16 protein-coding genes are annotated in these 14,272 nt (G+C 48.6%); 9 read left to right on the top strand and 7 right to left on the bottom strand.

Annotated elements, in window-relative coordinates:
* The 7 genes from dxs to J4G02_09045 form a co-directional block, all read right to left on the bottom strand.
* The coding region (dxs, locus tag J4G02_09015; protein ID MCE2394712.1) for a 1-deoxy-D-xylulose-5-phosphate synthase at nt 1–1,212 on the bottom strand (1,212 nt) is incomplete at its 3' end.
* 20 nt (nt 1,213–1,232) lie between these two features.
* On the bottom strand, nt 1,233–1,478 hold the full coding sequence (locus J4G02_09020; GenBank protein ID MCE2394713.1) for an exodeoxyribonuclease VII small subunit: 246 nt from the start codon (nt 1,476–1,478) through the stop codon (nt 1,233–1,235).
* Nucleotides 1,471–2,688, bottom strand: coding sequence for an exodeoxyribonuclease VII large subunit (gene xseA / locus J4G02_09025; GenBank protein ID MCE2394714.1), 1,218 nt, complete (start codon nt 2,686–2,688; stop codon nt 1,471–1,473). Before xseA ends, J4G02_09020 begins: the two co-directional genes overlap by 8 nt.
* A 35-nt stretch (nt 2,689–2,723) precedes the next feature.
* Nucleotides 2,724–3,527: a TIGR00282 family metallophosphoesterase gene (locus J4G02_09030; protein ID MCE2394715.1), complete on the bottom strand. Its 804-nt coding sequence runs from the start codon at nt 3,525–3,527 to the stop codon at nt 2,724–2,726.
* Between the two features lie 2 nt (nt 3,528–3,529).
* Nucleotides 3,530–4,243: an HAD family hydrolase gene (locus J4G02_09035; GenBank protein ID MCE2394716.1), complete on the bottom strand. Its 714-nt coding sequence runs from the start codon at nt 4,241–4,243 to the stop codon at nt 3,530–3,532.
* A 201-nt stretch (nt 4,244–4,444) separates the two neighbouring features.
* A complete protein-coding gene (gene pyrE, locus J4G02_09040; GenBank protein ID MCE2394717.1) occupies nt 4,445–4,975 on the bottom strand; it encodes an orotate phosphoribosyltransferase in 531 nt (176 codons plus the stop codon).
* Between the two features lie 91 nt (nt 4,976–5,066).
* On the bottom strand, nt 5,067–5,966 hold the full coding sequence (locus J4G02_09045) for a sugar phosphate isomerase/epimerase (GenBank protein ID MCE2394718.1): 900 nt from the start codon (nt 5,964–5,966) through the stop codon (nt 5,067–5,069).
* Nucleotides 5,967–6,144: 178 nt separating this feature from the next.
* Between J4G02_09045 and J4G02_09050 the strand changes: the two genes are divergently transcribed.
* The 9 genes from J4G02_09050 to J4G02_09090 form a co-directional block, all read left to right on the top strand.
* Nucleotides 6,145–7,617 carry a M81 family metallopeptidase gene (locus J4G02_09050; protein ID MCE2394719.1) on the top strand — a complete coding sequence of 491 codons (1,473 nt, stop codon included), beginning with the start codon at nt 6,145–6,147 and terminating at the stop codon, nt 7,615–7,617.
* A gap of 109 nt (nt 7,618–7,726) precedes the next feature.
* The gene (locus J4G02_09055; GenBank protein MCE2394720.1) at nt 7,727–8,797 is read left to right on the top strand and encodes an inositol-3-phosphate synthase; all 1,071 of its coding nucleotides are present in this window, start codon (nt 7,727–7,729) and stop codon (nt 8,795–8,797) included.
* 93 nt (nt 8,798–8,890) lie between these two features.
* Nucleotides 8,891–9,241 (top strand): hypothetical protein, encoded by a 351-nt coding sequence (locus tag J4G02_09060; GenBank protein ID MCE2394721.1) that lies wholly within the window; start codon nt 8,891–8,893, stop codon nt 9,239–9,241.
* A gap of 153 nt (nt 9,242–9,394) precedes the next feature.
* Complete coding sequence (locus tag J4G02_09065; protein ID MCE2394722.1) at nt 9,395–10,099, top strand: NAD(P)-dependent oxidoreductase; 705 nt, start codon at nt 9,395–9,397, stop codon at nt 10,097–10,099.
* 10 nt (nt 10,100–10,109) lie between these two features.
* Nucleotides 10,110–10,841: an NAD(P)-dependent oxidoreductase gene (locus J4G02_09070; protein MCE2394723.1), complete on the top strand. Its 732-nt coding sequence runs from the start codon at nt 10,110–10,112 to the stop codon at nt 10,839–10,841.
* A 50-nt stretch (nt 10,842–10,891) separates the two neighbouring features.
* On the top strand, nt 10,892–11,650 hold the full coding sequence (locus J4G02_09075) for a glycerophosphodiester phosphodiesterase (GenBank protein ID MCE2394724.1): 759 nt from the start codon (nt 10,892–10,894) through the stop codon (nt 11,648–11,650).
* A 227-nt stretch (nt 11,651–11,877) separates the two neighbouring features.
* Nucleotides 11,878–13,053, top strand: a complete 1,176-nt coding sequence (locus tag J4G02_09080) for an LL-diaminopimelate aminotransferase (protein MCE2394725.1) — start codon at nt 11,878–11,880, stop codon at nt 13,051–13,053.
* A 63-nt stretch (nt 13,054–13,116) separates the two neighbouring features.
* Nucleotides 13,117–13,926, top strand: a complete 810-nt coding sequence (locus J4G02_09085) for a DUF86 domain-containing protein (GenBank protein MCE2394726.1) — start codon at nt 13,117–13,119, stop codon at nt 13,924–13,926.
* A 32-nt stretch (nt 13,927–13,958) separates the two neighbouring features.
* Nucleotides 13,959–14,272, top strand: a 314-nt coding sequence (locus J4G02_09090) for a nucleotidyltransferase domain-containing protein (protein ID MCE2394727.1), incomplete at its 3' end; no start/stop codon positions are given.

Raw genomic sequence — 14,272 nt, forward strand, 5'->3', positions numbered from 1 at the left:
AACAGGCAGATTCTGGATGCAGACATCATGCACCAATTGGTCGTAACCGCGTTGCAGGAAAGTGGAATAAATCGCCGCAACCGGCTTAACACCTTGAGTTGCTAGCCCCGCCGCGAAGGTCACAGCACACTGCTCTGCCAAACCTACGTCGAAGAAGCGATCGGGAAACACCTCCTGAAATTTGTCTAACCCGGTGCCGTTTGGCATCGCAGCGGTTATAGCGATAATTTGGGAGTCCTGTTTGGCAAGTTCAATCAACGTGCTGCTAAAAATATTGGTATATGTCGGAATCGGTGACTTGGGAACAAGTGACTTGCCGGTTTCAAGATCAAACTTGCCACTGACGCTGTAAAACGTCGCCGAATCCGTTTCGGCGAGAGAATACCCTTTCCCTTTCTGAGTAACAACGTGAAGTAGAATTGGCTGATGTAGCGATCTCACGCCTTCAAGCACAGGCAACAGCGCTTCCAAGTCGTTGCCATCAAGGGGACCGAAATAGCGAAAGCCAAATTCCTCAAACAGAGTGCCGGGTTTGAGAGCAGCTTCAATCCGTTTGGCAACAGGCTTGACCTCTGGGGCAATCCGTTTCACAATCTCTTTTGCACTAGTGCGGAGCGCATTGTAGGTTGGATTAGTTAAGAGGCGGTGCAAATATTTTGAGAAGGCACCGACCGTCTGGGAAATAGACATCTGGTTATCATTGAGGATGACGAGCATATCTTTTTTGAAATCGCCGGCTGTATTTAGCCCCTCAAACGCCATTCCCCCTGTCAAACCGCCATCGCCGATGACAGCGACCACCTTGTAATCTTCGTTGTTGAAGTCACGAGCGGTGGCAACCCCCAACGCCGCCGCAAGCGAGGTGCTTGAATGACCGGCACCAAACACATCGTACTTGCTTTCTGCTCGACTGAGAAATCCACTGATACCACCATACTGGCGAAGCGTCGGGAATGCATCGCGGCGACCAGTGAGGAGTTTGTGTGGGTAAGCCTGATGTCCGATATCCCAGATCACTTGATCACGCGGGGTATCGAACACATAATGGAGGGCGATTGCTAATTCAACTGTCCCTAAGTTGGGTGCAAAGTGTCCGGGATGTTCTGATAGCACCGAAAGAAGATACCCACGCATCTCTTCAGCGAGTTCTTTCAGTTCATTGATATTTAGCGATTTGAGATCCGTAGGTGAATCAATTTTTTGTAAAAGCATTCCAAAGCTCCTTGTGACAGTCAGATTTCTCCTTCATCTTCCACTTCAAACGGTGCCGTTTCAAATACATCTTCATCGACTTCAGCCAGTTGTTGCACACGCAATTCCGCCGCATCAAGTTTTTCTCGGCAGAGTCGAGTCAGACGGATACCTTCCTCGAAAGCTTGCAGTGACTCATCCAGAGTCAAGGCATCCCCCTGCTCAAGCTGGGCAACTGCCTCTTCAAGTTTAACTAAGGCTTCCTCGAAGCTTATATCTTCAGACATCTATCTCTCCTTTCAACACACGACATGCTAACTGCCCCCGCGAAAGTCGGAGGTGAACCTCTTCGCCAACGTGAACCTGTGCAGCATCTGTCACTGTGTTTCCGCTTGAATCTTTGCAGATGCTGTATCCACGAGCCAACGTTGCTAAGGGGCTTAATGTATCTAACTGAGCAGCAGCGATTTGCCACGCTCGTCGTTTTCCGCCCAACTGTTGTACGGCCGCTCGCTGTCCTCGAATGTCTAGCTGATCGATCGCCTGTCGAAGGCGGTTGATAGCATCGATCCGATGTGTTGCCGGGATACGGCTCTGTATATTTTCCAGTTTTGTTCGGACGATATCAACTCGTCCAGCGATGCTTCGCACTAAACTGGACCTGACAGCAGCAAGCTGCTGACGAAGTTCATCCTGATCTGGGACGATGTTTTCAACCGCTGCAGAAGGCGTTGGAGCGCGATGATCCGCGACAAGATCTGCAATGGTAACATCCGTCTCATGCCCTACAGCAGATACAATCGGGATATTCGACGCAAAGATTGCGCGCGCAACAACCTCTTCGTTAAACGCCCACAGATCCTCGATAGACCCACCGCCCCGACCGACAATGAGGAGATCCATCCCCGGTAGACGGTTCATGCACGCGATAGCATGGGCAATTTCTGCCGCCGCATCCTCCCCTTGTACACGAGTTGGAAATAGCAGCACTTCCACTGCGGGATAACGCTTTTGCAACATTCGGAGAATATCACGGATAGCTGCCCCTGTTGCGGAGGTGATAAGACCAATCTTTTGGGGAAATTTTGGCAGCGGCTTTTTATGAATCGGATCAAACAACCCTTCTTTGGCAAGTTGTTCCTTGAGTCGCTCGAAAGCCAACTGCAACTCTCCCACGCCGGCAGGCACGATACGTTCACCAATAATTTGATACTGACTGCGCGCATCGTAGATGGTAAGCCGCCCGTTTACAAGCACGGCATCACCGTTCTGCATCGGAAATCGCAGACGCGAGGCAGCAGGACGAAAGATAGCACACTGAATCTGGCTATTGTTATCTTTGAGCGTAAAGTAGACATGCCCAGAGGAAGGACGCCCTAAGTTCGAGATCTCGCCCTCAAGCCATAAATCTTGGAGCATCGGATCCGATTGCAAAATGCCTTGCAGGATCTGTGTAATTTCGTGGACTTTGTAGATCTTACCTGTTGGAAACATCATGAGCAAATATATAACCTAAAAATATGATGATTTCACTACTGTGCCTTGACCACGTCGCTCATTGGGAGGCGAACACGCTGAATGGAGAGTGCCTTACCGCTCTCATCATCCAATTCCAAAATAACCCCACAGAGGATGATGTTGCCGCCTGCAACTTGATAACGGCGGGGCAGCATTGTCCGAAAACGCTCAATCACCTCTTCCTTTTTCATGCCAATCACCGAGTCGTGAGGACCTGTCATGCCAACATCTGTGATATAAGCGGTGCCTTGCGGGAGAATCTGCTCATCGGCTGTCTGAACATGTGTATGAGTACCCACGATAGCACTCACTTTTCCGTCTACATACCAACCCATTGCGATCTTCTCCGCGGTCGCTTCTGCGTGGAAATCGAGCAGAATAAAACGGGTCCGTGCTTGGATCTGTGGAAAGATAGCATCAAAGGTATGAAACGGATTCTCGTAGCTGTCCATATAAAGCTGTCCCGCGATATTCATTACACCGATCCGCGTGCCTGAAGCTGCTGTGGCAACGAGCCAACCGCGTCCGGGTGTACCTTTCGGGAAATTCGCCGGGCGGACCAGATTCGGCTCAGTATCAATGAACCTAAAGATGTCACGATTATCCCAGACATGGTTTCCTGTCGTTATGATGTCAGTCCCCCAATCTAGGATTTCGTCGAGCACCGATTGAGTCAACCCTTTGCCACCGGCGGCGTTTTCCCCGTTGACGATGACTGCATCGAACCCGCCTGCCTTTTCAGTCAGATATGGCAGTAGGTTCGCAACAGCTTTTCGGCCGGGGGACCCAACGATGTCTCCAATGAATAGTATTTTCAATATTACCTCTCAATCAAATCTTGTAAATCCTTGATGATAAATTCCGGCACTAGAGTGCTATGATTAATCCGATTTATGCCTGTGTTAATCCATACCGATGATAAACCCGCTGCTCTCGCACCTGCAATGTCATGCTTCAAGCTATCCCCGACAAAGACGATTTTTGAACGGTCGACATCAAGGACTTCTATTGCTTTTGCAAAGATATGTGGAGAAGGTTTAATGCAGCTATGATCTGAAGAAAAAATAATAACATCAAACAGGTTACGGATTCCAACTCTTTTAAATTCACCCAAATAAAGATCACTTGAGGACCAAATGTTCGACACAACTCCTAGTCTACGCGTCTCGTGAAGCCGGTGCAAAGCCTCTGCATGTGTGGCTGGAATCGTTCCAACCTCGTGTATCGCAAAAACCTGTGTTAGCAATTGAATCTCATCCACCGGAAGGTCTTTCGATTCAGGTAACACCTTCAGATAGCTGAAAACCGAGGAGAACCAATCATAACAGTTTGGGTTTTCATAATCAGCCAGCATGTTATCGAATAGCACGGAGATTGTGCGGCGTATTTCTCCATTGCTTAACAGATTGCCACCGATCTGACGATACGTCGCGCCATAATCCTCAGTATCAGAGAACCGGTCGACATCAAACATAAAAGTGTGTGACACATCAAGCAGAATAACATCAAACGGATTAATGAATCGTGTGTGCATTTGTGGGCACCCATCATCAGATCCAAAGGTTCTTAAATCATAAACTCAATATAAGCATATGCTAGGACCATCAGCTTAGATAGCGAGATCCAGTGTTTGGATAACGTGCAATTACTAAGCCATACCTGATCGCCGATTAGGATATTCCCTAGAAGTGTATCTAAATTCTCCTCAATTTTAATGTGTTTCACACACTCATTGCTAATCCTGTGTCAATCGCTCCAATTCCGTCAACGTAAAAACCGACGCGAGCGAACATCCAATCTCCCCCAGATTCTCACGTCCACCACTCTCTCGATCAATGACGCAAAAAGCCTGCTCAATCTTTAGTCCAAGCTCCCGCATTTGGGATACGGAGGTCCGTATCTGTCCAGCGGTTGTAACCACATCCTCTATCACCAACGCCGTATCGCCCGTTTGAAATCCACCCTCTACCAAATTGCAGGTGCCATAAGTTTTGGCTTCTTTACGGACATACAGACACGGTTTTCCTGTTTTGAAGGACAGTCCGGTCGCCAGCGGAACACCACCCAATTCTAGACCGGCGAGTCTATCGAAAGAAGGGGGTAAAAGTTTTTGCAACTCATCCACAATTGCCTCCAATATGATCGGATTACTTTCAAAGCGGTACTTGTCCCAATAAAATGAGCTGGTTTGTCCAGACCGCAGTTTGAATTCTCCGGTCAAATACGAAGCGGCTCTAATCTGTTTCGCAAGATCTCTTTTGTCCATAGAGTTCCTTTACCGGGCATGTTTGACTTCCCAAGCAGTAAAGCAAACGAGTAAATGGGCAGACCGGCAACCCATTTACTCATGAACTGATCTAACCACCTAACTCTGCCGCCACCGATTTCACATAAGAGACGCTTTTTCCATCGCCGTGGAATTGATCGCCGAGACGCATACCTTCGATGGCGAGATAACCGCTGTAGCCTGCATCTAACATCGCCGAGATTGCGAACCGATAGTCAATATCACCATCGGGAATCGGGGCTTGCAACAGGATCGACTTTTCAAGATCGGGGATATGAACGCGATTCAGATTCTTGCAGTGCCAATAATTGCAATGGGGCGCAAGCGCAGCGATGGCATCTTCGCACGATTCCTCTGGGATGTCATAGGTCCAATAGATGTTACCGAGGTCAGGGTTGATGCCGACGTTGGGTTGATCGATGAGTTCCAATAGATGTAAGGCAGTTGAACTGTTATCAACTATCGTGTTCTGGTGGATCTCGATCGAAAGTTCCAGCCCCTGATCGGCGGCGACCTTCGCAGCCTCAGCGAGTCCACGGGCAGTGCGCTCATAATCCTCTGCTCTTGCAGTCCGGCTAGACCCTTGGGATATCCGCTCCCCACGATATGTACCGATTCCTCGCGGATCCGGTGCCGGACCACCGCCAACTGTTGAATTGACCACACCAGCACCAATCTGTGCAGCAAAACCGATAATTTGCTCCCACTGCTTACTTGCTTTCGTAGCGGTAAGTGGATTTATAAAGCTGCCGCCGCCACGTATGGCAACACACGGCATACCGGCATCTTCAAGTTCAGATCGGAGGGATGCGATGTCCGGTTGGTCTAGCAAGCTCGCACCTAACTCAATACCCTCAAAACCGATCTCTCTTGCTTTTTTCAAAAATGCGCTGCGATGTTCCTTTGATCCGATACCTGCGTCTTGATGTGGGTACAATACCCCTCGACGAAACGCATAAGCGACTTTCATTGAATCACCTCGTAAGAAAATTTGCGCGGAGCAAGTTGTCACCTATTTGCCCCTTTGCATCATTTTTCAAAAACTGATATAATATCTGTTTGAACTAAACCAACTAATGGGCTTACCAATAATAGCATAGATGGTGGGGAAATTCAATCGCAATTTAATTCAAGAGAAGGAAACAATTATGGCAACCATCGCAATTGGGGGGATTTTGCACGAATCTAACACGTTCAGCAACGTGCCGACAAACCGTGCTGCATTTGAATCCGGGTATCTGATCTTTGGTAACGACATCCTTGATGTATGGGAAGAATCCCATCATGAGATTGGCGGTTTTATCGAAGGTGCATCAACATACGACTGGGACTTACACCCAACCCTGATGGCTGCTGCAACACCCGCGGGCAGAGTGACAGATGCGTTTTTTAATGAAACTGTTACTGAACTCATCCAGCGCATTCAGTCAGTGCCAAATCTTGATGGCGTATTACTTGCTCTGCACGGTGCGATGGCCGTTGAAAGCTACCCCGATGGCGATGGCGAGATACTCCGCCGGGTGCGTCGTGCGTTGGGAGCCGATTTTCCCATTGTCTCCACGCTCGACCACCACACCAATGTATCCGAGCAGATGGTCGCAGAATCAACGGCGTTGGTCATCTATAAAACGAATCCACATATCGATCAACGTCAACGAGGACTCCAAGCCGCAGAAATTCTGATGCGCACGGTGCGTGGGGAAATCAAGCCAACACAGGCTCTCGCTAAGCCGCCAATGATTTTCAATATCCGACATCAATACACCAGCGTCGAACCGATGTGCTCAATCCTTGGGGAAGCAGAGGAACTGGAAACCAGATCTAATGTCCTTGCGGCAAACATTGCGGCAGGATACCCATACGCCGATGTCCATGAAATCGGTCCCGCCGCTGTCGTTGTGACCGATAACGATCCACAGCTCGCCCAAACAGAAGCCGAGCGGTTATCGAACATGCTGTGGAATGTGCGTGATCAACTGGACATCAACTTGCCAGATGCAGCAGCAGCGGTCGCGCAGGCAATACAGAGCGAAGCACACCCTGTCATACTAGTCGAGATGGGAGATAATATCGGGGGTGGTTCACCGGGAGACAGCACATTCATTCTGAGTGAACTGTTAAAGCAGAAAGCAGATGAATTCGTCTGTATCCTCTATGCACCGCAGGAGGTAGAGGTTTGTATTCAGGCGGGGGTTCGCGGGGAAGTTGAGCTGACCGTCGGCGGGCAATCGGATGACCTACACGGTTCACCAGTCCCAATCCGTGGGCGTGTTCGTCTCATCCACGATGGCTGCTACGAGGAGACAGAGCCTCGCCACGGGGGTGGACGATACCAAGATCAGGGTATCACAGCAGTTGTGGAAATTGAAGGGAAAAGCCTCATTGTGCTAACGAGCAAGCGTCAAGTGCCATTCAGTCTGCATCAACTCTTCAGTTTGGGAATTGATCCACGGCAGATGAAACATATCGTTGTCAAGGCTGCTATTGCCTACCGTGCAGCCTATGAACCTATCGCAGGGAGGATTATTGAAGTAGATACCCCCGGACTGACTGCGGTGAATCCGCTGCATTTTACCTATCAAAACGTTCGGAGACCAATCTTTCCGTTGGAGGCGATGTGACATCCAACTCGAATCTATCAAATACAGATGGAAATTTATAGTTACTCATGTTATAATGAGCGAAATTGATGATGTGGTGATTTGAACAGATACAAGGAGGATTATTAAAATGCCTGAAATTCGCGTTGCCGTTGTGGGTATCGGAAACTGTGCATCTTCTTTGCTTCAAGGTATTGAATACTATCGAAATGCCAAAGACGATGAGTTCGTTCCCGGTCTGATGCACGTTAAGTTCGGTCCCTACCATGTGAGTGATGTTAAAGTTGTTGCAGCTTTTGATGTCGATAAGAATAAAGTCGGGCTTGATGTTGCCGATGCGATTTTTGCCGAAATTAATAACACCATAAAATTTTCAGATGTGCCGCAGACCGGCGTGATGGTCCAACGTGGTGCCACGATGGATGGATTTGCTAAATACTACCATGAGACAGTCGATGAATCGACTGCTGAAGTCGTTGATGTGGCTGATGTCCTGCGCGAAACGCAAGCCGATATTCTCATTAATTATTTACCTGTTGGCAGCGAGGAAGCGACGAAATGGTATGTGGCGCAGGCGTTGGACGCCGATTGTGCTGTTGTGAATTGTATGCCCGTATTCATTGCGAAAAACGATGAATGGCGTGCAAAGTTTGAAGCGGCAGGCTTGCCCATCGTTGGAGACGATATTAAGGCGCAATTCGGTGCGACCATCGTTCACCGCGCGCTAGCAAAACTGATGAGTGACCGTGGCGTGAAACTTGAACGCACCTCCCAGTTGAACGTCGGCGGGAATATGGATTTCAAGAATATGCTGGAAAAGGAAAGGCTGGAGTCCAAACGTATCTCCAAGACAGATGCAGTGGTTTCCCAACTCAACCATGAGGTTGCGCCAAAAAATGTCTACATTGGTCCTAGCGATTACATACCTTTCCTCGAAGATCGGAAGTGGTGCTATCTCTATATCGAAGGAACGGAATTCGGTGATATTCCTGTCCGAGCTGAGGTCAAATTAGAGGTATGGGATTCGCCCAATTCGGCAGGTGTAGCGATTGATGCAATTCGTTGTTGCAAAATTGCACGAGACCGAAGCATCAGCGGTGCGCTCTATGGTCCAAGTGCCTATTTCATGAAATCGCCGCCGCGTCAGTATGCTGACGCCGAAGCCTTGGCGATGGTGGAAGATTTCATCGGTGGCAGATAAGGGGTTTAGTTAAGCACTCGCAGTCGAATCCATGGGAAAGCATAGCCATATTTTGCTTTCCCATTTTTATTGTTATGTTATAAGGAGTACGAAATGTCACATTTTCGCGCCATTCACACAATTGAACTAAAACAGAATGTTGAACGCGAACAGTTTGAAGATTTCATGCTGCATCAGTTTCTACCCACGATTCGCGCGCTCCCTAACTGTCTTAGCGTTGAATTACTCAAGGGTTACAAAGGAGACCTTGTCGGCGTCGCACAATCCGAACACGACTATGTCTGGATGACGCTCTGGGAAAGCGTGGAGGCGAATAATTCGGTCTGGTCGAAAGAAGGTGCCCATCACACGCCGGACGAGATATTAGAAATTAACGCCAAACTCCACCATTATGCAGCTAACTATTCGCTGGTCGGTGGCTTTACCGTCGAGGCAATGGTTTAAGACACAGGGCCGCAGTGAGACTCTGTTTGTTCTCAGCTTGAATTCTGTGATATATTGATCCTGCTTTTATTTCTGTCAGTGTTCCTCAAACCCGTTCAATCTAACGGGAGCATTCGTAGAACACTGGTCATACTATCTGTTGGAGGTTTGATTATGAATATTCTTATCACCTCGGCTGCTTCTGCTTTAGCGCAAGGATTAGCTAGCGCACTGTCTGGTGAGCATCAGATTCGTTTGACAGATCTGATTGATGTCGAAACTGACCTTGAATTTGTGCGCTGCGACCTTGGGCATGATGAGGCAACAAACAAACTCGTTCAGGGGATAGATACTATTGTGCATGTAGCACAGCTGCCGCCTTCTGTTCTTGCAGAATCCAACCAACCAGAAAACACAGAAATTGACTTTCAGATACGCTGCACCTACAATCTCCTGATGGCAGCGGTTGAAGAAAACGTTTCCCGCGCAATCTACGCAAGCACCCTTCACCTCTTCGATTCGCATGACGAAGATTGGACGGTCACTGAAGTATGGCGTCCACGTCCATCAACGGACGCGTTAATTCTATCAAGATATCTCGGCGAGTTTACCTGTCGAGAATTCGCCCGCGAAGGACACATAAACATCGCTTGTCTCCGACTCGGCACACTAGTCACGGCAGAGGCAGCGGCGAATCAACCGTTTGACTCGACATGGCTTGAGATGAACGATGCAATCCACGCTTTTGAATGCGCCCTCAACACCTCCGGTGAAAGAAGGTGGGAAATCTATCATATCCAGTCAGAGTTCCCCAATTCGCGCTTTTTCATCAACAAAGCAAAAGCATCGCTCGAATTTAACCCGCAATTTTCGGTATAGGAGGTGAAATATGAAGGTATTGATTCTGGGTGGACACGGTTATCTCGGACCCCATGTTGAAAAAGCGTTGGAGCCATACTACCAACTCCGCATTACGGATATCAAACCGATTGACACAAAGCATGAATCAATGCAGGTTGATGTCTCATCCTTAGACGATGTCATGCGAGCAGCAGAAGGGATGGATGCAATCATTAACTGCTCTGTCCTTCGTCATGACCGACAGCTCGCTTTCGACGTAAGCACACGCGGTTGCTATAACGCAATGCGAGCAGCAGTTGAACACGGTATCCGACGGGTTATCAACACAGGACCGCATTTTACAATCACAGGTCCAACTTACGAACACTACGATTATGAGATAGATCCGGACGTTCCTCCCCAACCGGGGACAGGTTTGTACCCAATCACGAAAGGGCTCGGACAGGAAATCTGTAAAGTCTTCACCGAAAATTACGATATTTACGTCCTCTGTTATCTCTTTTACAACTTTCGTCCTGACGATGATCCGGCTGAAGGCACAGATTTCACCCCATTTTCGGTGTCTTGGCGAGATGCAGGAGAATCGTTCCGTCTCGGCTTAGAAATCGACCTCGACACGCTTCCGTCGCGGTGTGAGGTGTTTAGTATCTTCACCGATCTGCCCCATCAGCGGTTCACTAACCATAAGGCAAAGCGGATTCTCGGCTTCGCTCCACGGGACCGGTTTGAAAAGATATGGCACAAGAAGCGCGAAGCGTGAGAAATGTGCAACGCTCAAGGAGATTGAACCGGTAAGTTCAAAACGTCCGCATGGAAACTAAAATCAAAATACTCGCCCATCGCGGCGGGCTAGACCGTGCCCCCGAAAATACAATCGCTTCCTTCAGGCAAGCGTTTGAGGATGGCGCAGATGCCTTTGAATGTGATGTCCGCCTGACCAAAGATCAGGAACCGATTATCGTCCACACCGGTTTTAATGAGAACAGCATTCAGGAGGTAACGGGCTGCACGTCCCCGTTGAGCGAGTTAAACTGGGTGGATGTCCAAAAACTGAAAGTTCTCGATTCTTCTGAACCGGTTGCACATCTTGACGAGGTACTCTCTTTTGTCAAGGAAAGTGGATTGCCATGCTTCATTGAGCCGAAAGAGGATGCGAACAATCTCATTCCACTCTTAGTCGAGCGCATCCGGCAATTTGACCTCGCCGATAAGGTCGGTATTCTGACCTTCTATTCGCGTAACGAATTGCTGGTCCAAGTAAAACAGATCGAGCCTGAAATTCAGACGAGCGCAATTATCATCAATCCGATGGTGAACTTCCTCAAGAAGGCGGAGGCTATTGACGTGAACAGAATTGCTATCGGTTGGAGTAAAATTAATCATTTTCGTATCTATAATGCTATCACGCATTCATTGATTCGGAAGGTTAGACGCCTCAAAGCAAAAGGTATCACTGTTGAGGGCGGATTTGTACAGACCCGGCGCGATGTCGAATGGCTGTTGCGGCATGAGATTGGTGGACTGTGGGTAGATGATGTCCCGAAGATTCGAGGCTTTGCAGGGGTGTAGGGAAGTTGTAACGTTTGCCATGTACAACAATTTGCCTCAAAAAGTTGTGATGCGTAACACGCCTACCTTCAGGCCTCCCATGGAGAAACTTTTTCTAACCGTTCACGTTTTACTCTTTACAACCCACTGAAGACACCATAATTTACTTTATTTTTTTCTGTAACACATTGTGTTTTTCACCGGCAACGCATAGCTGCCAAACCCGCAAAACTTTTCAGATCAGAACTATGAGCACACTTTCAAAACGACTCAACCGATTACCGCCCTACATGTTTGGCAAACTCAAGCAATTGACCCATGAGAGGCGACAGCAGGGAATTGATGTCATCGATCTGGGGATGGGCAACCCCGACAGACCAACCCCGCAGCACATTGTCGATAAGCTAACCGAAGCTGCCCAAGAAGGCCGCCACCATCGCTACTCTGCATCACGTGGGATTTTCAATCTGCGTCGTGAGGTCAGTTGGTACTATGAACGACGCTTCGGTGTCCAAATCGATCCCAACCATGAAGCAATCTCGGTAATTGGGACTAAAGAGGGACTTTCCCATCTCGCACTCGCATTGATAGATGAAGGTGATCTGGCACTTGTTCCAAACCCAACGTTTCCAATCCATATCTACGCAACTGTCATCGCCGGCGGCAGCGTGGTCAGTCTCCCGTTACGCGAAGAAAATCAGTTTGTGCCGAGCCTCGACGAAATTTCGAGGGATATTTGGCCCAGACCCAAGGTCTTAATCTTGAGCTTCCCGCATAACCCAACCGGAGCAGTGATCGAACTTGCGTTCTTTGAAGAAATCGTCGATTTTGCCAAACGAAACGACATCATCGTTATCCATGACCTCGCATATGCTGACATTGTTTTTGACGGCTATCAGGCACCTAGTTTTTTGCAGGCGAAAGGTGCCAAAGATGTTGGAGTTGAATTTATCTCTTTGTCGAAGTCCTATAACATGGCGGGTTGGCGGTGTGGATTCGCTGTCGGCAACCGCGAGCTAGTTGACGCATTGGCACGAATCAAAGGCTATTATGACTACGGTATCTTCGCACCCATTCAGGTCGCTGCAATCATGGCACTGCGAACCGATACCGATATTGTGACAGCAAATGCAGAGACCTATCGAGTCCGTCGCGATGTGCTAGTAGAGGGGCTGAATCGAATCGGCTGGCAGGTGCAAAAACCGCACGCAACAATGTTCGTATGGGCACCAATCCCTGAACCGTATCGTCACATGAGTTCGATGGACTTCGCAATGAAACTGCTTGATGAAGCAGAAGTTTGTGTTTCTCCCGGCGCAGGGTTCGGTCACAACGGAGAGGGATATATTCGGATTGCACTTGTCGAAAACGAAGACCGCATCCGCCAAGCTGTAAGACAGATACGGCGGGCGTTGTTCAAGTAGGGAACGCAGATCTGCGTTCCCTACGACTGCGTACCAATCAGACACGGATATTGAGGCAGCTTTATGGTCAATATAGAGCAGCTAGCACAGATTTTCTCTGGGACCGATGGTATCATAGCGACCTACTTTTTCGGCTCACAGGTCAGCGGAAAGACCGATGTGTTCAGCGATTATGACTTTGCTGTGCTTTTACCAAAGGACTGGTCCAAAGATAAGCGGTGGGCTATGGTTGGGGGATTGCTCGATAAGGCGTTTGCGGTGGTGGGTCAGGACAACGCAGATGTCGTAGATGTGACAAATCAACCGCTCTGGTTTCAACAGGTAGTGGTGCAGACAGGAAAGGTGATTTACGAGGCGGACAGCGTCGCACGGAGGGAATATGAAAGGGCACTCAGCCACAAGTGTCTTGAAGCAGGGCTGCCTGAATATCTAGAGAATGGACAGATGAGAAAGCAGGATGTGCAAATTCACCTTGACACAGTTGAGGAAAACTTGGGTAATCTTGAGAGATTAAGCCGTTTTAGCTACGATGAATTCACAGCAGAGTTCTGGTATCTTGGATCGGCAGTTCACTTGCTTCAAACCTCCATTGAGGCATTGGTAGACATTTCCCGCTATGTAATCCATTCACTCGGATTGCCATCTGCCGATGCGTATCGGCAGGTCCCAACCGTGCTTGTTGACGCCGGATACATTGACGAAACGTCTGCGGAAATTTATGACAGAATGGTCAGGTTTCGGAATCTGATTGTCCACCACTATTATCGCGTCGATCCAGAAAATATCTACAACATCCTAACGGAACATCTATCGGACCTCCAAAATTGGCGTACCGCGTTATTAAAAATTATTGAGACTGATACAAACACTTAAAGGTCAAGCAGCTCGGTTGAGAGGAATTCTGTATGATTAACGAAGAAAAACTGGCACAGATTTTTTCTGGAACCGATGGTATCATAGCGACCTACTTTTTCGGTTCGCAAGTCAGCGGAAAGACCGATGCCTTCAGTGATTATGACATTGCTGTGCTGCTACCGGAGGACTGGTCCAAAGATAAACGGTGGACTCTAATTGGGGAGTTGCTCGATAAGGCGTTTACAGTGGTGGGGCAGGATAACGCAGATGTGGTAGATCTGACGACTCAACCGCTCTGGTTTCAACAGGTGGTGGTGCACACAGGGAAGGTGATTTACGAGGCGGACAGCGTCACACGGAGGGA

Source organism: Candidatus Poribacteria bacterium, assembly GCA_021295755.1.
In the GTDB taxonomy this organism is placed as follows: Bacteria; Poribacteria; WGA-4E; order WGA-4E; family PCPOR2b; genus PCPOR2b.